Below are 20,520 nucleotides of genomic sequence, written 5' to 3'. Positions count from 1 at the left end.
CTGACCCGGGCCCGTGTCCCTCGCGGGGACCGCCGTCGTCCCGCCCCCCGGTGACGGGGGTGCGGCGGTCCCCGCGTCCACCGCCCTGCACGACGTCCTCGGGCCCCCGTTCACACGGGGGCCCGACGGCGTTCGGCTTCCGGCCACCGCGGCTGATCATGCTCTGTTCAAGCGGTTGTGCGGGTACTACTGTCGCAACGCTCCCTGGAGATCGACCGCGCCATTCGGCCGGCGTCCCGGGTCGTCCCGACTCCCCGCGGAACCCTTGACGGCCACCGCTGTCATGATCATGATCACGCGTGGTGCGGACGTACGGCCACCGTTTCGGGGGAGGCTTCCGCGCCGTACGAGCCTCTAGGGAGCGCAGTTGAGATTCCTCCGTACGACGCGAGCACCCCTGGCAGCGGTGGCTGCCGGTGCTCTGCTCGCCGGACTGACCCAGACCGCGGCCTGGGCGCAGCCCGGGACCGCCGCGCCACCGGCGCCCGTCACCGCCACCACCCCGGCGCCGGACAGCGTTCCGCCCGCCGACCGCGCCGAGGTCCTCGGCAAGGACTGGCAGAAGTCCGCCGACATCGCCTGGACCACCACCGGTGACGCCCAGGGCTTCCACCTGCTGACCGCCACCGAACAGAGCGGCTACGCCTGGAAGACGCTCGCGTCCCTGGCCGAGCCCGGCTTCGACGTGGACCAGTGGATCGGCAACGCCTGTGTCACCGGCTCCGGCAAGCGCGCCGTCGTCGTGTACGCCCCCCGCACCTTCACCAACGACCCCCGCCTGATGGCCCGCGGCGGCTTCACCGCCGTCGTGGACCTCACCAGCGGCGCCGTCACCAAGCTGAAGGTCAACGCCTCCCTGTCCTACTACAACCCCGGCTGCGGCGCGGACGAGGAAGCCGTCCTCACCCAGTCCCCGGGCGAGGACAAGAAGCAGACCCGCCTCTTCCGCGTGAACGCCGCCACGGGCCAGGTCAGCGAGCCCGTCGTCGTCGACGGCCAGATCACCTCCTCGGTCCCGGCCGGCAGCGGGAAGATCGCCGCCGCCTCCGGGCGCACCCTGGTCGAGATCGACGGCAAGGGCGCCAAGAAGAAGCTCGCGACGACCGGCACCGTCCCGTACCGCATCAGCAAGGACAACGACGGCGGCTACGTCTTCCTGGAGCGCGACCAGCGCGACAGCCTCCAGGAGAAGGAGACCGCGTTCGTCCGCCGCTGGGCGGACAAGAAGGTCTCCAGGATCGGCCACGGCTCCCTCGCGAACGCCGGCCTCACCCGGGTCGGCGGACAGGTCTACCTGACCGGCGACGTCACCCCGGAGGCCGGCGCGAGCCTGCCGAGGTCCGTCACCCGGCTGTCCGGGGTCCACAAGGACGCCACGCTGTCCACCAAGGGCCAGGCGATCGTCCAGCACACCGTCTGGGCCGACAACCTCGGCTCCGCGAAGTACCTCCAGCGGGACGAGGCCACCGACGTCCGCCCGGTGAACATCGACACCACCCTGCGCGACACCGGCAAGAGCGTCGACTTCACCGTCACGCCCCTGGACGCCACCTCCCCGAAGTGGGAGACCTCCCGGACCCCGTCGCCGCTCCTCGGCACCGCCAAGGGCGGCGCCGGCACCGACGCGGGCGGCCCGGCGGCCCAGACCGCCGGCACCCGCGCCCTGAGCGCCGGCACGGCCGCCACGACCGCCGCCGCCGCGACGACCGCCTCCTCCGGCGAGATCGTCGAGTCGGAGCGCACCTGCTCCGTGCCCCGCAACGACCCCCGCAACCAGGCCATGCAGCCCAAGCCGCGCCAGGTCGAGTGGGCCGTCGACAAGGCCATCACGGGCAAGCTGAACATCGGCGCCTCGCGCCCGGCGAACTGGAAGAACCTCGGGATGCCGGCGTACGCGCCGCAGACCCTCTTCCCGAACCCGGTCCTCGAAGGCGGCGGCCGCGTCCCCGCGCAGGTCCTCCTCGGCATCACCGCCCAGGAGTCGAACATGTGGCAGGCCTCCCGCTCCGCGGTGCCCGGTGTCACCGGCAACCCGCTGATCGGGAACTACTACGGCGTCGACTACTACGACGGCAAGCCGGAGAACGACTGGGACGTCAACTGGTCCAAGGCCGACTGCGGCTACGGCATCACCCAGGTCACCGACCACATGCGCTACGCCGGCCGTGAGCACGGCAAGGGCGGCACCGCCTGGGACTACCAGCAGCAGCGCGCGGTCGCCCTGGACTACGCGGCCAACGTCGCCGCCGGCATCGGCATCCTCGTCGACAAGTGGAACACGACCCGGCGCGCCGGGCTCCAGGTCCACGACGGCAACCCGGCCAAGCTGGAGAACTGGTTCTTCGCCCTGTGGGCGTACAACTCCGGCTTCTACGAGAACGTCAACGGGAACGACGCCTGGGGCGTGGGCTGGGCCAACAACCCCGCCAACCCCGAGTGGGACGCCGGCCGTCTGCCGTTCATGGAGGACCGCCTCGGCAACGAGGACGCCTCCGCCGCCGCGCGCCCGCAGAACTGGCCGTACCCCGAGAAGGTGCTCGGCTTCGCCGCCCACCCGCCGTCGTTCCTGGAGTCCCCGGGCGTCCTGGTCGCCGCGTTCCGCGCCGCCTGGTGGAACGGCACCACCGAGGACGCCACGATCGTCGGCTCCGCGAAGTACAACCGCGCGCGCGTGAAGCCGCCGGAGGACCTCTTCTGCGGCGTCTACAACTGGTGCGAGCCCTCGAAGATCTCCGACGGCGCGAAGAACGAGCCCGGAGCCGGCCCCTGCACACGGGACGACTTCCACTGCTGGTTCCACCTGTCCGTGCAGTGGAAGACCGACTGCTCCTACTCCTGCGGCAACGAGCTCTTCCGCTTCACCTCGCCGGACTACGACGCCGAGCAGGCCGACGGCACGGCCTACCCGCCGAGCTGCACCCGCACCGGCCTGCCCGCCGGCGCCCTGATCGTCGACGACGTCCCCGGCGGCACACCGTCGGTCAGGCCGGGCTGCGCCAACAGCGACTGGTCCAACTCCGGCACGTTCAGCGCGAACTTCACCGGTGAGTCCGGCATCGCCCACGACGGCACCGCCGCGACGGTGTACCCCGGCAAGATCGACATGCACCAGCTGGGCGCGGGCTTCGGCGGCCACTTCTACTTCGGCCACACCCGGGACCTCACCGCCAAGGGCGACCGCCTCAACTTCACCGGCACCTGGACGCTGAACCAGGACCGCACCGACTGGATGCGCGTCCTGGTCCACCTCCCCGACCACGGCGCCCAGACCCAGCAGGCCAAGTACGACATCGACACCGGCGTCGGCTACTTCAACCGTCACCGGTACGTGAACCAGAAGCGCGGCACCAACGGCTGGATGTCGCTCGGCGCGTACCGGATGAGCGGTGTGCCCCGCGTCCAGCTCACCACGGAGACCGAGGACGGCACCGGGGACGACGACGTCGCCTTCGACGCCGTCGCCTTCCAGCCGCTGCCGGGCAAGCCCCAGCAGGTCGTGCAGATGGGCGACTCGTACACCTCGGGCGAGGGCGCGGGCTCGTACGCCAAGGAGTCCGACAACGACATCGACGTCTCGTCCCGCTGGAACGCCTGCCGGCGCAGCGCCAACTCCTGGGTCCGCAAGACCACCCTGCCGGGCCGCTCGGCCACGATCGGCACCCTCGCCGACGGCTTCTCGTCCGAGCTGGAGCTCCAGAACGTCTCCTGCTCCGGAGCGCGCTCCTGGCAGATGGACACGGGCCACGCCGTCGACAAGAACGGCAACGAGGTCTGGGGCACCGACGGCAACTTCCACGAGCGGTTCCAGATCGACTCCGGCGTCCTCAGCTCCGACACCGACCTGGTGACGCTCACCGTCGGCGGCAACGACGCGGGCTTCCCGGACGTCATGAAGGAGTGCGCCCTCACCGGCTGCCCGGCCGAGGCGGACGTCCACAAGGCCATCGACGACGCCATGGTCGGAGTCGAGGACCTGCTGCGGAAGATCCACAACGAGGCCGGCAGCGCGAAGATCATCCTGCTCGGCTACCCGCAGATCTTCAACGAGGACTCGCTCACCTGTGTGAGCGGCGTCGGCGGCGCGGGCATGATCCGCATCAACGACAACGCCGTCTACATGGAGGGCAAGCAGCGGGCCGTCGCCGACAAGCTGAAGGCGGCGGGCCTCCCGGTCTTCTTCGAGTCCCCCGACGGGGACTTCGCGGGCAGGCGGGCGTGCGACTCCCCCGAGGGCATCAACAAGATCGTCACCGCGGGCAAGGGCCCCGGTGACTTCAAGTGCCAGCTCGGCGGCACCTGGTGCATCAGCCGCGAGAGCTACCACCCCAACACCACCGGTACGACGGCCTACTCGCAGGCCTTCCGCCGCGCGGTGGACAACCTTCCCAAGTAACCTCGGGACACAGTGAAAGCAGAACGCAGCGGCGGAACCGCACCCTGGGCCAAGGTCCTGGGTGCGGTTCTGCTCGTCCCCGTCGTGGCGCTCGTCGTCCTCTACGCCGTCGCCCGGGCCCGTGAGTCGGGCCGGGAGCACGACGCCTTCGAGGCCACCCGGGCGGACGCGGCACGGTTCGCCGACGCCCTCCTCGCCGCCGAGGGCCCCACCCCCTCCGACCAGGACGTGCGGGACGCCCTCGACCGGTTCGCCGGCCAGGGCCCGCGCCTCGGCGGGCTCGCCGGGGTGCGCGCCACGGACCACGGCACCCGGGTCTACGTCCAGTTCTCCCGCCCGTACGAGCGGGGCGTGGCCCTCCTCGGTCCGTCCGACGCCCTGGCCACCCGCTGCTTCACCCTCGACCTCCCGGAGGCGTCCGGGGCCCGGCCCCGGGTCACGGCCCACGGCCCGGACGTCTCCTGCACGACCCTGGCCGCCTCCACCCCGAACTGACCGGAGCCCCCATGTCCGACGCCGACGCCGTCCTCCCGGCCTGGTCCAGGATCGTCCGCTGGCTGGAGGAGCACGCGCCGGGCGACGCCGCGGCACTGCGCCCCGGCGCCTCCGGGGCCGCCCTGGACGCCCTGGAGGACGGACTCGGCTTCCCTCTCGACCCGGCCCTGCGGGCCCTGCTCGCGGCCTGCGACGGTGTCGTGCCGCGCCGGGCCGGCGACGAGGCGGGGGCGTTCCTCGTCGGGTACGGCCTCCTGGACGCCGAGAAGGTCCTGGAGTGGCAGCGCTATCTCGCCTCCCGGGCCGAGGAGGCCGTCGACGAGGGGTACGAGGACGAGGTCGGGAGGACCTCCCACGCGCGCTGGGTCCCGTTCGCGCAGGCGCTCACCGGCGATCTGCTCTTCGTGGACCACCGCGAGGACGGGTACGGGACGGTCGGTGAGCTCTCCTTCGGCGACCCGGACCACCGGCGGCCCTGGCCCGGCCTGGGCGCCATGTTCGACGACCTGGCCACGGCCATGGAGCGGGGCACCCCGCTGCCCGGCGTGGGCCGCAGGCCCGTGGTCCACGAGGGCCGGATGCTGGAGTGGCCGACGACCTGACGTCGCCTGCCCGGTCGCCGCCGGAAACCGAACGGCCCGCCCGGTCGCCGACGGAGACGGAACGGCCCGCCCGGTCCTGGGGACCGGGCGGGCCGCGCTGCGTTCAGGCGTCAGACGATGTTGCAGACGGAGCTGATGCTGCAGCCCTCGAATCCGGTCTGGACGTAGTACGCGTCGTTGTCGAGGAGCCGGACCTCCGACGTGAACCGGCCGAGGTCACCGCCGGCGTCCGTGTTCTGCTTGGTCGGGACCGCGGCACGACCGCAGATCTCGTTCCAGGTGGGGTTCGCGTAGTTGCCGTCGAGTTCCAGCATCCACGAGGTGCCGTTGGGCTGCTTCGCGGCGTACATCTGGACGCAGTACTTGCCCGAGGTGAGCGTCATGCCACCGCTCTCGCGCGACTTCGCGAACGGGTACTCGTCGCAACTCGTGCCGTCGGCGGCCGGGTTCGGGCGCCACTCGGCGACGGCGAGCATGCACATCTTGTCGCGGTTCGTCTGCGCCGTGGCGTCGTTCGCGAGACGGTGCAGCGGCTTGTCGAACTTCTCGCTGCCCGGGTGGCTCGCCAGCTTCTCCATGATCACCCAGTAGTAGGCGGCGGCCGCCGGGTACTTCTGGGTGTTCATCTGGATGGTCGGGGTGTAGCTCGGGAAGACGCAGCCCGTGTTGCCGCCCACCTCGTTGTCGCAGCGGATCTTGAAGTTCTGGTGGCTCCACTTCGGGACGGCCTGGACGGCCGACTGCGGGGTGGACCAGAACGTCTCCCAGGTCAGGTCGAGGACGCTGCGGCCGCCCACGACCTTGTTCCACGTGAACGTGTTGGTGCGCGTCGCGACGTGCGGGTCACCCGTCGTCCACGTCGTGGCACCGATCCAGGGGCCGTAGCTCTCGGAGCAGGCGGTCGTCGACCAGCACTCCTCGTTGAAGTCGGTCATGGTCGTGGAGGTGATCCCGGTCATGCTGATCAGGGACACCTCGGTCCACGTCTTGAAGACGTTCGACTTGGGGTCGAGATTGATCTCCTGGATCACCTTCATGGTGGCGTTGCCGATCGGCACGCCGTCCTTGGTCGCGGTGAGGGGCATCATGCCCCGCAGGCAGCCCTCGGTCCGGCTGAACATGAACGAGCCGTTGACGTTCTTGCACCAGCCGGGGGTCGCGGTGGCGGCCGCCGCGCGCGGCGTGGTCGACACCGTCGCCCTCCGCTCGGCCGGGAGCGGCTGGAACGAGGCGCACAGGGTCACGCGGTCGACGCCGGTGGAGCAGGAGGGCTCACCGGACGAGGCGGTGAGGGCCGAGGCCATCATCGTCCCCATCGGGCCCGCGTCCTTGGGGTACTGGGTGCCGATGAAGTCGACGTCCGGAGCCAGCGGGTTCGCCTCGGGGAAGGTGACCGCGTTGAGCCCGTCGTAGTCGCCGGGGACGAAGGCGATCGCGTCCCACGCGATGTCCTTGTCGCCGTTCCCGTCGCTGGTGAAGTTCGACAGGCTCACCTGCGGCAGGGTGCTGCCGAACTGGTAGGCGCCCAGGTCGACCCACTTGTTCGAGGCGTTGTCCGCCTGGGAGATCGTCTTGGTGACCGTGCCGCCGACCGTCTCGATCTGATAGTCGGCGATCTTGGTCTGGGCCCCGTGGTCCGGGATGTGCGCGTAGACCCTGGCCTGCCCGCCGGGAACCGGCTGGTTCAGCTTCCACACGCCGTTGATGTACAGCCGGTGGCCGTAGTACGGGTCCGGCTTGCGGGTGTGGGTGAACCAGAAGTGGTTGCCGTACGCCGCCCCGATCTGATGGGTGTCCATCTTGCCGGGGTAGGTGCCGTCGCTCCAGATGTAGTAGTTCAGCTTGAACGACCCGTCGGACTTCACCGCCCCGCAGCTCCGCCCGGCCGAACCGGCCGGGACCACGCCGTTCGCGAGGTCGTCGACGATCAGCGCGTTCGCCGCCAGGCCGCTGGAGCAGCGCGGCGGGTACGAGTTGGCGTCCGGCTGCTCCGGGTAGGTCGTGTTGAAGCGGTGGACCTGGTTGCCGCACTGGGCTCCGGAGCCGCAGTTCTTCCAGGTCACCGGCTTGTTCCACCAGCAGTGCAGCCAGTGGGCGTTGGTGTCCTTGTTGCCGGCGTCGAGGGTGCAGGCACCCTTGCCCTGGTCGTTGGAGTCGTTGTCGCCGATCTTCGAACCGTCGCAGGAGTTGGACGCGTCGCAGAACTTGTCGATCGGCGGCTTGGCGTTCGTCCGGTCGAAAGAGGTGGTCCAGTTGGCGGAGACGTAGCCGGGCTTCATGTCGCCGGGGGCGAACATCGCCGTGATGGGCCGGGCTGCCCAGCCGATGACCTTCTCCTCGTACGGCCACTCCTGCGGGCGCGCGGCGTGGCTGTAGTCGTCGCCGCCCAGCGAGTTCTCCAGGAACGGGGTCCTGTTCGCCTTCCACAGCGGGTTGGCGGGGTTGTTGGTCCAGCCCACGCCCCAGTGGCCCGCCGCGTCGGCCTGCGACTGCGGGTAGAAGCCGGAGTTGTACGCCCACAGGGCGAAGAACCAGCTCTCGATCCACTTCGGGTGGCCGTCGTTGACCTTCAGCCCCGCGGCGTACGTCTGGTTCCACTTGTCCGAAAGGATCTGCGCGCCCGCCGCGATGTTGGCGGTGTAGTCGAGCGCGATCGCCTCCTGCTGGAGGACCGACTTGGTCGGCTGCTCGTGACCGGGCAGCCGCATGCCGTCGGTGGCCTGCGTGATGCCGTAGCCGCAGTCGGCGTCCTTCCAGTCGATCGCCCACGGGTCGACCTGGGTGCCGCTCGGGTTGTAGTCGACGCCGTAGTAGTTGCCGATCAGGCTGTTGGAGGTGACGCCGGGCACCGCGTACCGGGTGGCCTGCCACATGTTCGACTCCTGGGCGGTGACGCCGAGGAGGATCTGCGACGGGATGTGCCAGCGGTCGTTCGTGCCGTCCTCGGAGTCGAGCGTCCCGTTCGGGTCACCCGCGAGGACGATCGGCGGGAACAGGCTCTGCGGCGAGTAGCCGCCCATGCCGGTGTTCTTCCAGTTCGGGCTGCGGGTGAGGTTCAGCCGGCCGATGACCGCCTGGTCCACCGCCCACTCGACCTGCCGGGGAGTCGGCTGGAACGCCTGCTTCCGCGGGTCGTTCCGGGGCACCGCGCAGGTGCGCTCGGCCTCGTCCTCGATCGGGTCGTCCGGCGCGGACGCCACCGAGACGTCCGTCCCGCGCGCGGCGGTCCGGCCGGGCGCCGGCTTCCCCGGGCGCGGGAGCGCCGGAGAGGTCGTACGGCCCTGCTCCGCGGCCTTCTCGCCGCCGATCCGGTCCTGGCCGGGCAGCGCGTCGAGGGTGACGGTCCGGTCCGTGCCGAGGACCCGGAGGGTGGTCCGGGCGGTGCGCTCGGTCAGCGCCTCCTCGGGCCGGATCCGGCTGTCCTTGCCGTCCGCCCAGGTGGTGGTGACCGCCGCGTGGCCGTGGCTGGAGAGCCGGGCGCCCTTGGCGAGACCGCCGGGGTTCTTCACCCGCGGGGGCAGCGTGCCGGTGCTCGTGGCCCGGCCGGTGACGTAGACCGTGCCGTCGGCGGAGGACGCCAGGTCCCAGGCGGTGAGGGCGCCGGAGGCCACCGTGGCCGCCTCGGCCCCGGAGCGCAGGAGCTGGAGGGCGTCCAGGTGCCGGGCGTAGCTCGTCGACGCCTTCCCGGCCTCGGTGCTCCGGGCGCGGTCGATGTAGGTGAGGCCGCCCGAGGCGTCCACGGTCAGCTGGAAGGGGACCGTCCGGGTGCGGGCGATCTCCCGCAGCCGGCCCCTGGCGTCGGCGGCGACGAGGCTGTTGCCGCGGGCGGCGACGACACCGGTCCGCGCGGGCACGGCCGAGGTGAGCTGACCGGGGTACGCCACGGGGGTGCCGGCCTTGCCGGTGGCGGCGTCCACGGTGATCAGCCGGGTCTTCTGGGCGGTGTCGCCCTCGTACGAGAGCTGGGTGAACACCGCCTTCTCGCCCGCGCCGCAGCCGGGGCTGAAGTACGCGAGGGAGACCTGGAACGGGAGCTTGGTGACCTTGCCGGTGGTGAGGTCCACGGTCGCCGCGAAGGCGCCGCGGGCCATCAGCTCCGGCTTGTTGGTGAAGGTGCGCGGCGCGTACGCCACGGCGGCCCGCCTGCCCGAGGCGGTGAGGCAGGCGTTGCCGATCCAGGCGTCGGCCTCGAAGCCCGGCTCGGACAGGGACGCCGCCGTCTTCCAGGCGTACCCGTTCTTCTCGGCGGCGACCAGCAGGTGGAAGCCCGTGCCGTCACCGGAGGTGGTGAACGCGGTGTCGGTGGACTTCGCGTGGCCGCGGCCGAGGACGGCGGACCGGTCGGCCGGGGGTACGGCGCGCGGCCGGGCGGCGGGCTTCGCGGCCGGGACCGCCTTCTGCGCCGTTCTCTTCGGGGGCGCGGGCTCGGATGCCATCGCGGGCATCGAGAGGGGCACGGCCAGCGCTGTGGCCAGCGCGACCGTGAGCGGCGCCGTGCGCCGCATGGGTATGGACTTCACGCTTTTCCTTCGTCGGTGGTGCTCTCGCACCGGGGGACCTTCCGGCGGCACGGCCCGGGGCGGCTGAGCCGGCGCGCCGGACCGTGACGTATGTGGGGGAGGAGCCGGAGATCAGCGGCGCAGCGCCTCGACGGGCTGGATGCGGCTGGCGCGCCAGGCCGGGTAGAGCCCGGCCAGCAGGCCCGTCAGGAGGCCGATCGCCGGGGCGGCGACCACCGTGGTGGGCGGGATGACGGGCGTCCACGCGCGGGCCATGGCGACACCGACGACGACGCTCACGCCGAGCGAGGTGCCGATGAGGCCGCCGAGCGCCCCCAGCACCCCGGACTCGGTGAGGAACTGGGTGAGCACGTGCCGCCCGCGGGCGCCGAGCGCGCGCCGCAGCCCGATCTCCCCGGTCCGCTCCATGACGGCGACGAGCGTGGTGTTGGCGATGCCGACCGAGCCGATGAACAGGCAGACGGCGGCGAGCACCAGGAACAGCTGCCCGAGGTCCCCGCTGACGCCGCTGCGCAGGGTGCGCGGGTCGGGCGGCGGAACGGCCCTGAGGTACTCGGGGTGGTCCGGGCGCACCGCGACCGGCACCTCGCTCGCGACCTGCTGCGCGGCCCCCACCCTCGTACTGATCAGCATCTCGGCCCCGTCCTTGGGCGGGCCCCAGAGCTCCTGGGCGGTGCTGCGCGGGACGATCACCGACAGCAGCAGGTCGGCCTTGCGGCGGGTGTCGTCGACGATGCCGATGACGGAGAACGCCTCGTCGCCGATGAAGAGCGCCGGCTGGGTCTCCAGGGTGGTGATGCCGAGCCTGGCCGCCATGCCCACGCCGATGACCGCGACCCGCTGCCGGGTCGTGTCGTGCCAGTGGTCGTACACCCGCCCTTCCCGTACGGACGGTTCGGCCGCGAGCAGCGCGCCCGAGGAGGCGGCGACGACCTGGATCTGGCTCGCCGCTCCGGCGGCCGCGACGGGCGCGGAGCGCACCTCCTGGCCCTCGCGCAGCTGCACCGTCCACAGGACTCCGCCGTGGGTGACGCCGTTGAGGCGCTCCACCCGCCGGTCGGCGTCGCCGGGAAAGGCCAGCGGTTCGAACTCGGTGTGCTCGTTGCTGACGTCCTGGACGGTCACCTCGGTGGCGCTCAGGTCGCTGAAGCGGGCGTCGATCTGGGAGGCCGCGGTGGCGGTGAGCCCGAGCACGGCGACGAAGGAACCGACGCCGAGCACGGTGCCGAGGGCCGTCAGCGCCGCGCGTGCCGGGCGCTGGAGCAGTCCGGCGGTGGACTCGGAGACCAGGTCCCGCCAGTGGAAGCGGGAGGGTTCGATGCCGTCGGCGCGACGGCGGAGGGGGATCCTCACGCCGCCCCTCCCTCGGTCAGTACGCCGTCCCGGATGGCGAGGGTGCGTGCGCCCCGCCGTGCCACGGCCGGGTCGTGCGTGATGACCAGGACGGTCATGCCGTCGCGGTGCAGGTCCTCCAGGAGCTCCATCACGGTGGTGGCCGTCGTGGTGTCCAGGTTGCCCGTGGGCTCGTCGCAGAGCAGCAGAGAGGGGCGCGCGGCCAGGGCCCGCGCGATCGCCACGCGCTGCCGTTCGCCGCCCGACAGGGTCGTCGGGATCGCCTCCAGGCGGTGCCCGAGGCCGACGCGGACGAGGGCGTCCCGAGCGGCGGCGACCCGGTCCTTGCGGGGGGTCCCGCCGTACACCATGGACAGCGTCACGTTCTCCACGGCCGTGCGGTGCGGCAGCAGGTGGAAGGCCTGGAAGACGAAGCCGATGCGCCGTCCGCGCAGCGCCGAGCGGTCGGCGTCGCCCAGCGCGCCGGTGTCGATGCCGTCGAGCAGGTACTGCCCCTCGGTGGGGGAGTCGAGCAGCCCCGCGATGTTGAGGAACGTCGACTTGCCGGAGCCCGAGGGGCCCACGATCGTCACGAACTCGCCCTTGCGCACGGTCAGTTCGCAGGGCTTGAGGGCCGAGACCGCGGGCGGCCCGGGGTACGTGAGCCCGGCGCCGCGCATCTCGATGACGGGCGGCGCGGCCGCCCCGTCCGCGGGCCGGTCCACGGCGGGCGCCGTCGTCCCGCTCACGAGCCGAGACCGGTCGGGGCGCCGTCGGAGCCCGCGCCGGCGGCGACCCCGGTGATGACCTGGTCGCCCGCGGACAGCGCGTCCGCGCGCGCGGGCCGGACCTCCACGTAGCCGTCGCCGGTGCCGCCGGTGCTCACCGGGACCCGGATCCGCCTGCCGTCGGCCCGGACGACCGTCACCGCGGTCCTTCCGTCGGCGCCCGCCGAGATGGCGGTGACCGGGACGACGAGCACCGCGCCGTCGGTCGCGGCGGTCTGCACCGTCAGCCGGACGTCCTGTCCGGCCATCGACGCGTCCAGCGGCTTGTCCGGGGCGACGACCATGGCGTACCCCTGGGCGGCGGCGGCCTTGTCCGGGGCGGCCTCGCCCCCGGCGGCGGGCTGCGGGCGGGCGAGACCGGTCGCGACGGAACGCACCGTCGCCGCGGCCGACGTGCCCTCCCACTCGGAGAAGATCTCCACCCGCTGGCCCGGCCTGACCAGGCCCCGCTGGTGCTTCTGCAGGTAGCCCTCGACCACGAGGACGCCCGCCGACACGGTCAGCGCGTTCCCCTCGGCCCTGCTGCCGACGCCGGCCGCGACCGAGTCGACCCGGGCCGGGAAGCCCTTCAGGTACACGACCTCGGAGGCGGGCAGCATGGGGCCGGTCTTCGCCTTGATCCGGTCGAGCCGGTCCCGGGTCTTCGCCAGGTCCTCACGGGCGCGGCGGAGCTCGACGGCCGAGTCGGTCCCGTCCCCGGGGCCGGTGGCGGCCGTGCCGCCCTTGCCCCCGGTCCCCGGCGAGGCGGGGGCGCGCCGTGCGGCGGCCTGGATGTCCTCGACGCGGCGGGCCGCCTCGGTCACCGCCTCCTGCGCGCCGGTCAGCTCCTCCTCGCCGCCGTCCTCGGCCGGCAGCGGGTCGTACCCGACGCTCCGGTAGAACGCCGTCAGGGCGGCCTTCGTCCCGGGCCCGAAGAGCCCGGACTCGTCCCCGCCCGTGTCGTGGCCCCGCTCCCGCAAGGCGCTCTGGAGCTGGGCGACGTCCTCGCCCTCGGCGCCGGGCTTGAGGTCCCGGTACACGGGCACGCTGCCCTTGAGCGCGATCACGGGCCGTCCGGACACCTCCATCAGGACGCGGCCGGAGCGGAAGGTGTCCCCGGCGTTCACGTTCATCTTGGTGACGACGGGCGCGCCGCCCGCCCCGCCGGAGACGGAGGCGGAGACCTGCACGGTCTGGGAGGCGCGGACGGCTCCCCGGAGGATCACGGCCTCCTTGAGCACGCGGTGCTCCACCGGGGCGGTGATGACGCTGGGCGGCGGCGCCGCGGTGTCCGCGGCGGCCTGGGCCGGCGACTTGATGACCCGGGCGGCGACGATGCCGAGGCCCGAGACCAGGACCGCGGCGGCGGTCACCGCCCCGAGCAGACGCCTGCGGCGGGCCAGGCCGTTGCCCGGTCCGCTCGCCTTCGGACGCGTGTCCTGCGGTGTGCCGGCCTGCTCCCACTCCTCGTCGACGGGCGACGGGGTGTCGGGTCCGTTGTCCACGGGTGTCCCCTCAGTCTGCGCGGCGCCCCGCCGGGCGGGGCGCCGGGCCGTGGCGGGTGCCGGTGCGGCCGCACCGACGCCCGCCACGGGCCGTTTCATCCGCGGAGCGCCGCCTCGGCGGCCTTGACCGCGTGGGCGTTCTTCTCCTTGAGCTGCTGCAGGGCGAGCTGGTTCCGCTCGACCTGCTGGGTCTGGATCGCGGTCTCCGCCCGGTGCCAGACGCGGACGAGGTCCGTCTCCTTCTTGCAGTCGATGTCCGCCACGGCGGCGGAGATCTCCTTCGGGGACGTCTCGGCTCCCTCGACCCGGGGGACGAGGTCGATCGCGGCGTAGGGGTCCGCGACCGTGTACCCCTTCTTCTTCATGCAGCCCGACCAGGCCCTGACCGCCGCCTGGACCACGGGGGTCTCCTGCGACTTCACGAGGCTGTCGTGGTCGAGCCGGCTGGAGAGGCCGAAGTCGATGCGCGCACCGATCCTGTCGAAGGACGAGCCCTGGCAGCCGTCCTTGGGGATCTTCTTCCCCCGGTACGTGGCCGGGGCGGGTTCGGCGCGGGGGCCGAGGCCCTTGCGGCCGGTGAGGACGGCGACGGCGGCGGCCGTCAGCTTCGGCGGCGGCGGGTGCTCCACGGTGTCGGGCGGGATCCCGAATCCGTACTTCTCGGCCGTCTCGCGGTCGCTGATCCCGTACCGCCGGGACATGTTGGCGTCGTCCGCGTTCGGCGGCGGGTTCGTGCCGACGGGCGGGAAGACGACGGTGAAGCCGAAGTCGGCCATGCACTGCGTCTGGAGGGTGCGTGCGGCCCGCTCGATGACGACGGAGTCCTCGTAGGTCTGCATGTACTGCTGGAGCGGCAGGACGAGCCCGCGGGCGAGCCCGGTCTCGGGCGTCGCCTTGGGCCACTTCGACTCGTCGACCTTGGCGTTGGCCGCGGAGGCCGGGGGCGGTGCCTGCCCGGCGGGGTCCGTGTCCCCGCAGCCCGTCAGGGCGGTGAGGGCGAGGCCGGCGCCGGCCAGGGCCGCCAGGGGCCGCGCGAGCGTCCCCGGCGTGCCCGGCCGGAGCCCTGCCCGTCTACGCGAAGTGCGAGGAGGCATTGTTGTTCTTCAGGGTGGCGTCCAGGTTGGTGCTGGAGGCGCAGGCCCAGTAGTGCGGGATGGACTGGGAGTGGCCCGCGTAGCCCGAGTTGTAGTAGACGCGGTAGCCGTCCACGGTCGAGCAGTTGTTGGCGGAGGCGGCGTTGTTCTTCACGAGCTGGCCGGCGCCGTCGCCCTGGCCGGAGGCGAACACGAACACGTAGTTCACGGTGCCCGCGTCCGTGCCGTTGTACGAGATGGTCTCGCCGGCGTGGTTGTACTGGTTGCCGTAGAACCGCGCGAAGCTGCCGCTCGGGTTGCCGTTGCCGGAGTCGGCGACCGAGTGGTAGTTCAGGTAGAGGTCGCCCTCGGTGCAGCCGCGGTAGTCGCAGTTGTCGCTCACGTACTGCGTGGAGACGGCGGCGGCGGGCGTGGCGGCGTACACCGTCGCGAGGGCGGCGGCAGCGGCGGCAGCGGCCGTGGCGCCCATGCGCGTGCGTGCGGAACGGACCTTCATGGCTCCCCCTGAGTCCATAGGAATTCCCCTGTCCGGAGCCGGGTGGGTTCCGGACGGGCAGAAGGTAACCGGCGGCCGGGGCGGGGGTCTAGGCCAATCCGCGGGGGTTCCGGGTGTCTGGTTTTTCGGATCTTGTTGTGATCATGGCGGATGCGTAACGCCGGGCCGGAGTGGCGTCCGATATGGCTGACGGGGGATCAATGTGCGGGGTGACCAGGGAAGTTGATGTTTCGCGCGAGACGGTCGCCCCTTCTGGTGTGGCGGTGTCGTGAAGGGGTGGTGTCGGTCGTGATGTGACGCAGGTCACGGCAACCGTCTCGCGGTTCGGGCCATCCGCGGGCGGGCACCGCCCCCTTCGCGGGGGTGTCGCACCCCGCCCGTTATGCATATCCTTATGCAGAAGTTTCATGGATGAATAGAAGGAAGGGGGCGGCATGAGCGACAGCCCGGCCGGCCGGCTGCAGGCGCTCTTCGAGGGGCACCGGCTGACGCCGACCCAGCGGCGGATCGCGCACTGCATGGTGCGCCGCGCCGCCGACGTGCCGTTCCTGTCCAGCGTGGAGCTCGCCGAGCTCGCCGGGGTCAGCCAGCCCTCCGTCACCCGCTTCGCCGTCGCCCTCGGCTTCGACGGCTACCCGGCGCTCCGCAAGCACCTGCGGGAGAGCATGCCCGCGGCCGCCGAGGACGCCTCCGGGCACAACGAGTACCAGCAGGCCGTGCTCGCCGAGATCGAGAACCTCCGGCACCTCGCCGGACTCCTCGCCGACCCCGCCCCCGTCGAGCGGGCCGGTCGGCTCCTCGCCGGGTCCCGGCCGCTGCCCGTCCTCGGACTGCGCGCCGCCTCCTCACAGGCCCGGGGCTTCGCCTACTTCGCCGCCAAGGTGCATCCGGACGTCCGGCTCCTCGACGAGGGCGGCTCCATGCTCACGGACCGCATCGACGCGGCCGTACGGGCCGGGGCGACGGCCCTGCTCTGCTTCGCGCTGCCCCGGCACCCCCGTGAGGTCGTCGAGGCCCTGGAGTACGCGCGGGCGGCCGGGCTCGCGGTCGTCACCGTCGCCGAGTCGGCGTTCGCGCCCGTCGCCGCCCACAGCGACCTGCTGATCCCGGCCGCCGTCGGCACCGGGCTCGCCTTCGACACGGCCTGCGCGCCGATGCTCCTCGGCCGGGTCCTCCTGGAGGCCATGGCGGACGAACTCCCCGACGCGCAGGCGCGCCTGGAGGAGTTCGACACGAAGGCGGCGGCCCGGGGCCTGTTCGTCGAATAGGCCCCGCGTGCCGCCGCGGATCAGACGTCCAGCTCGGCCTCGATCTTCTTCAGGTGGTGGCGGGCCATCGCCAGGTTCGCGCGGTCCTTGTCCAGCGCCAGGTAGAGGAAGAGGCCGCTGGTTCCGCGCCCCTTGAGAAGCCGGATCAGGTGGTACTGGCTGCCGAGGGTGATGAGGATGTCCTCGATCTCCTCCTTGAGGCCCAGCATCTCCATCGTCCGGAGCTTGGCCCGCACCACGTCGGTGTTGCCCGCCGCGGCCATGTTCAGGTCGAGGTCCTTGCCGCCGCCGATGGTGCCGAGGGCCATACCGCTGGTGTAGTCGACGAGGGCCGCGCCGAGCGCGCCCTCGATCTGGGCCGCTTCCTTGAGGGAGGTCTCGGTGTTCGCCATGGTGTCGTCTCTTCCTTCTCGCTACTGATGGACGGATTCAGTTCGGGTCTCTGCGTTCCAGCGCGCCGTCGACGAGTTCCCCTATCCGGGTGCTGGACCTGCGGGCCTCCAGATGGAGCCGCCCCACGTTGATCCGGGGTTCGGCGAGCAGCGTCAGGACGGCCGAGCCGCCCGCCGCGTACGTCGCCACGTAACCGTTCTCGCCGCGCACGAGCAGCTCGCGGAAGCGGCCCTGGCCGGTGGAGTCGGTCAGCCGCTGTCCGACGCCGAGTGCCGCCGCGGTCAGCGCGGCCACGCTCTCCGCCTCGCCGTCCACGGTGTCGTGGGCGAGCACGAGTCCGTCGGCGCTGGCCGCCAGGGCCCCGGTGAGCTGCGGCAGCCGCGCGCGCAGCCGTCTGAGCTCGCCGAGGACCTCGGCTTCTGCCGTCATGAGCTGTCTCCTCTCGGCGCGCATGCGCAGGGCACGCCTCATCACAGGTGTGCCTCCAGGGCGTCACGGAGCCGGCGCAGCAGGGCGATGTCGGGATCGGCCACCGGCAGGGTGGCCGATAAGGGCGGCGGTACGGGGCCGGGGTCCGGTTCGGGGGCGAGCGGCGTCTCCACGAGCCCGGCCGCGGCGAGGCGCCGCACGTCGAGGAGCGTGTGGAAGGCGGGCCGGCCGAGGAGCCGGGCCAGCTCCGCCGGGGTCAGCTCCCCGTCGGCGGCGGCGAGCAGCGCGCGCTGCCGCGCCCCGACGGTCTGGCCGGGGGAGGCGGGGCGGGGCACGACCGGGGCGGTGTCCACGGCGGCGTACGGCCAGACGGCGTCGAGGAGTTCGCGGCGGCGCACGGTCTCGCGTTCCACGGCCTCGGCGGACACCGGCCGCACCGTCCCGAACCAGTGCCCCACCCCGTACCGGAAGCGGGTCGGGCCGCTGGTGGGGGAGAGGGCGAAGAAGGCGGCGTCGAAGACGGCGCCGAGGTGGCATATCTCCAGCTCGCCGTCGTGCAGCCGGCCGCTGTCGACGAGGAAGCGACCGACCGCGCGGTGCGCGCCGGCCCGGTCGACGGCCTCGTCCCAGCCCTCGCGGGGCAGCCGGCCGCCGGTGGTGAGGAGGACGTCGACGCCGGGGGCGGCGGGGGACTCGGCGTGCACGACCCGGCCGTCGACGAGGTAGAGCGTGCCGTGGTCGCGCAGCAGGGCGCCGGTGGCCTTCTCGGCGGCGAGCCGGACCAGCATCGGGGAGACCGTCGCCCGGCTCATCCGAGGACCAGCCGTTCGGCGAGGTCGCGGAGCCGGAGCCGGGCGAGGGCGAGGTTGCCGGAGTCGCGGTCGAGCCAGAGGTGGAGGAAGACGCTGCTGTCGAAGGAGGTCTCGACGAAGCGGAGGACGTGGTAGCCGGCGCGGGTGGTGACGATCAGGTCCTCGACCGGCGGGCCCTCGTTCCCTCCCTCCGCCGTGAAGGAGTCGAACTCGGCCGCCGACCGGGCGAGTTCGGCGGTCTCGGCGGCCGTCGTCTCGTGGTCGCCGACCGGCGAGTCGCCCGCCGTCCCGAGGGCGAGGCCGCTGGTCCAGTCGACCAGGGAGGCGCCCCGGGCCCCCGGCAGGGCCATGGCCTCCAGAAGGCACTCGTCGATTCCGGGCACGCGGATTCCCCTCCCGATGCGGCGTGCGAACGTGCGGCAGTGACGGTGACGCTACTGAACGTTCGTGCCCCGGGGAGGCGTTCTGGCATTTTCCACCGGAACATGCCGCTGTCTGACGGGAATTGATCCGGACGGGTCCGGATCAGCCCCGTGACTCCACGGCCCTCGCGATGTCGGACAGGTCCTTCGTGAGCGCCTTCGCGACCGCCTTCGCCCCGAAGCGGGCGAGCAGCCGGGCCGCGAGCCCCGCGGTCCGGCCGCCGGCGGGCCGGGCGGAGAAGGCCATCCGCAGGGTGGTGGCCCCGGCGCCGTCGGGCGTGAGGGTGAGCTCGGAGACGTAGTGCATGCCGTGGGAGTCGGCCACCGTGACGTAGCGGTCGGGCGGCTCGCACTCGGTCACGGTCATCTCCTCCGTCGCCTCCTTGCCCAGCATCCGCCGGGTCTCGCGCCAGCGCGTGCCGACGCCGAATCCGCCCTCGGTGAGCACCTCCACCCGGTCGACGCCCGAGAGGACCCGGGGCATGTCCAGCAGGTCGGTGATCGCCTCCCAGACCCGCCCGGGGGAGGCGGCGACCCGGCGCTCGACCACGACGGAGGTGGTGTCCGTACCCGTTCCAGTCATGACTTCATCGAAACCGGGCCGCCGCGCCCGCGCTACCGGAGGACGGCGTCCTTCCCGGTCAGCGCGTCCGCCCGCGCCCCGCCCGCCTCGGCGACGATCTCGTCGAGCGTCTGCGCCCTCCGTACGGCCGTGAAGGTCACCGCCCCGTCGCCGTCCACCGTGAAGCCGTGGATCGCGGGCCGGGGCAGGCTGTTGTACGCGTAGTGGTGGGCGAAGTAGTACGCGCCGGTGTCCGGCACCGCCACCACGTCCCCGGGGTGCAGCAGCGGCAGCGCGCGGCCCGTGGCGAGCAGGTCCCCGGCGAAGCAGGCGGGGCCCGCCACGTCCTGGACGGTGACGTCCCCGGTGCGGGGCCGGCCCTCGGAGTCGTACGCGAGGACGCGCAGCGGCCAGGACTCGGGGGCGTAGACCGTACGGGTGGCCAGCTGCACCCCCGCGTGGGTGACGGCGATCGGGCGGCCGCCGGAGGTCTTCGTGTACTCCACCCGGGCGAGGACCGTGCCGTGCTTGGCGAGCAGGGAGCGCCCGAACTCGGTGACGAGCCGGTAGCGGCCGTCGAAGAGCCCGGGGACGGTGTCGGCGAGCAGCCGGGCGTACTGCGCGTACGTCGGCGTCTCCTCGTCGGAGGTGAAGTTCACCGGAAGGCCGCCGCCGATGTCCAGGGTGTCGATCTGCTGCCGCCCGGCCGCCCGGTTGATCTCCTCGGCGAGCGCGTACGCCTCCCCGACGCCCTCGGCCATGAGGGAGAGCGGGATGCCCTGGGAGCCGGTGTGGGTGTGCAGCCGGGTCAGCCAGGGCCGCTCCAGGTACGCCTGGACGACGGTCTTGCGGGCGCCCTCGTCACGGAGCGCCACGCCGAACTTCGAGGTGGCGGTCGCGGTCGAGAGCGCGCCGATGGAACCGGCTCCGACCTGCGGGTTCACCCGGAGTCCGAGGGGCGAGGCGGTGGGTGCGGAGGCGACGAGCGCGTCGAGGCGGGCCAGCTCCTGGAGGTTGTCGGCGTTGACGGCGATGCCGAGGGCGAGGGCCTGGCGGAGCTCGGCGGGGGTCTTGGCCGGGGAGTCGAGGACGGTGTGGCCGGGCGGGATCCCGGCGGCGCGGGCGAGGGCCAGCTCGCCGGGGCTCGCGACCTCGACGCCGAGCCCCGCCTCGTGGAGGAGGCGCAGGACGGGGACGAGCGGGGTGGCCTTCACGGCGAAGGCGTGGAGGACGGGTGCGTCGGTGACGGCGGCGAAGGCGCTGGTCAGGGCGGCGGCGGAGGCGTGGATGCCGGCGGTGTCGAGGAGGGCGACGACGGGTTCGGCGGGGGAGAGGAGTCCTTGATCGACGGTGGCTCGGACGGCGAGATCGCGACGGGAGGAGGCCATACGGCCCATCCTCGTCCATGGCGTGGCCGGGACGCCCTGTTG

The 20,520-nt window shown here is 72.7% G+C and carries 16 protein-coding genes; 4 read left to right on the top strand and 12 right to left on the bottom strand.

The features are described from left to right. The first annotated feature begins 406 nt into the window (after positions 1-406). From ACN9MM_RS15810 to ACN9MM_RS15800, 3 genes are read left to right on the top strand one after another with little or no spacing between them, the layout of a single operon-like run. Positions 407-4,393, top strand: coding sequence for a hypothetical protein (locus ACN9MM_RS15810; RefSeq protein WP_426364226.1), 3,987 nt, complete (start codon positions 407-409; stop codon positions 4,391-4,393). Positions 4,394-4,405: 12 nt separating this feature from the next. Continuing rightward, entirely contained in the window at positions 4,406-4,888 is a 483-nt protein-coding gene (locus ACN9MM_RS15805) for a hypothetical protein (RefSeq protein ID WP_426364225.1), read from the top strand. Positions 4,889-4,899: 11 nt separating this feature from the next. Further along, complete coding sequence (locus ACN9MM_RS15800) at positions 4,900-5,490, top strand: SMI1/KNR4 family protein (protein WP_426364224.1); 591 nt, start codon at positions 4,900-4,902, stop codon at positions 5,488-5,490. A 110-nt stretch (positions 5,491-5,600) separates the two neighbouring features. On the opposite strand, the gene ACN9MM_RS15795 is transcribed toward ACN9MM_RS15800, so the two are convergent. The 6 genes from ACN9MM_RS15795 to ACN9MM_RS15770 form a co-directional block, all read right to left on the bottom strand. Further along, positions 5,601-10,010 (bottom strand): hypothetical protein, encoded by a 4,410-nt coding sequence (locus ACN9MM_RS15795; protein WP_426364223.1) that lies wholly within the window; start codon positions 10,008-10,010, stop codon positions 5,601-5,603. A gap of 111 nt (positions 10,011-10,121) precedes the next feature. Continuing rightward, positions 10,122-11,363 (bottom strand): ABC transporter permease, encoded by a 1,242-nt coding sequence (locus ACN9MM_RS15790; RefSeq protein ID WP_426364222.1) that lies wholly within the window; start codon positions 11,361-11,363, stop codon positions 10,122-10,124. Beyond that, positions 11,360-12,022 carry an ABC transporter ATP-binding protein gene (locus ACN9MM_RS15785; RefSeq protein ID WP_426368751.1) on the bottom strand — a complete coding sequence of 221 codons (663 nt, stop codon included), beginning with the start codon at positions 12,020-12,022 and terminating at the stop codon, positions 11,360-11,362. The genes ACN9MM_RS15790 and ACN9MM_RS15785 overlap by 4 nt, the downstream gene beginning before the upstream one ends. Before the next feature lie 65 nt (positions 12,023-12,087). Beyond that, entirely contained in the window at positions 12,088-13,614 is a 1,527-nt protein-coding gene (locus tag ACN9MM_RS15780; protein WP_426364221.1) for a peptidoglycan-binding protein, read from the bottom strand. A gap of 95 nt (positions 13,615-13,709) precedes the next feature. Continuing rightward, entirely contained in the window at positions 13,710-14,708 is a 999-nt protein-coding gene (locus tag ACN9MM_RS15775; RefSeq protein WP_426364220.1) for a hypothetical protein, read from the bottom strand. Continuing rightward, complete coding sequence (locus ACN9MM_RS15770) at positions 14,686-15,204, bottom strand: hypothetical protein (protein WP_426364219.1); 519 nt, start codon at positions 15,202-15,204, stop codon at positions 14,686-14,688. Before ACN9MM_RS15770 ends, ACN9MM_RS15775 begins: the two co-directional genes overlap by 23 nt. Before the next feature lie 434 nt (positions 15,205-15,638). Between ACN9MM_RS15770 and ACN9MM_RS15765 the strand changes: the two genes are divergently transcribed. Next, positions 15,639-16,472, top strand: a complete 834-nt coding sequence (locus tag ACN9MM_RS15765) for a MurR/RpiR family transcriptional regulator (RefSeq protein WP_426364218.1) — start codon at positions 15,639-15,641, stop codon at positions 16,470-16,472. Positions 16,473-16,492: 20 nt separating this feature from the next. On the opposite strand, the gene ACN9MM_RS15760 is transcribed toward ACN9MM_RS15765, so the two are convergent. The 6 genes from ACN9MM_RS15760 to ACN9MM_RS15735 all read right to left on the bottom strand — a co-directional run bounded on the left by ACN9MM_RS15760 (position 16,493) and on the right by ACN9MM_RS15735 (position 20,487). Next, a complete protein-coding gene (locus ACN9MM_RS15760) occupies positions 16,493-16,864 on the bottom strand; it encodes a hypothetical protein (protein ID WP_426364217.1) in 372 nt (123 codons plus the stop codon). 37 nt (positions 16,865-16,901) lie between these two features. Then, the gene (locus ACN9MM_RS15755; protein WP_426364216.1) at positions 16,902-17,294 is read right to left on the bottom strand and encodes a roadblock/LC7 domain-containing protein; all 393 of its coding nucleotides are present in this window, start codon (positions 17,292-17,294) and stop codon (positions 16,902-16,904) included. Positions 17,295-17,335: 41 nt separating this feature from the next. Further along, positions 17,336-18,106 carry a transcriptional regulator gene (locus ACN9MM_RS15750; protein ID WP_382872347.1) on the bottom strand — a complete coding sequence of 257 codons (771 nt, stop codon included), beginning with the start codon at positions 18,104-18,106 and terminating at the stop codon, positions 17,336-17,338. Next, entirely contained in the window at positions 18,103-18,489 is a 387-nt protein-coding gene (locus ACN9MM_RS15745) for a hypothetical protein (protein ID WP_426364215.1), read from the bottom strand. The genes ACN9MM_RS15750 and ACN9MM_RS15745 overlap by 4 nt, the downstream gene beginning before the upstream one ends. 142 nt (positions 18,490-18,631) lie before the next feature. Then, on the bottom strand, positions 18,632-19,111 hold the full coding sequence (locus ACN9MM_RS15740) for an SRPBCC family protein (protein WP_426364214.1): 480 nt from the start codon (positions 19,109-19,111) through the stop codon (positions 18,632-18,634). 32 nt (positions 19,112-19,143) lie between these two features. Next, positions 19,144-20,487 (bottom strand): diaminopimelate decarboxylase, encoded by a 1,344-nt coding sequence (locus ACN9MM_RS15735; RefSeq protein WP_426364213.1) that lies wholly within the window; start codon positions 20,485-20,487, stop codon positions 19,144-19,146. Positions 20,488-20,520: the final 33 nt, after the last annotated feature.

The sequence above is a fragment of the Streptomyces sp. E-08 genome (assembly GCF_049913095.1).
Lineage (GTDB): Bacteria > Actinomycetota > Actinomycetes > Streptomycetales > Streptomycetaceae > Streptomyces.
Note: the sequence above shows the minus strand (reverse complement) of the source record. Positions and strands in the feature narration are given on the sequence as shown.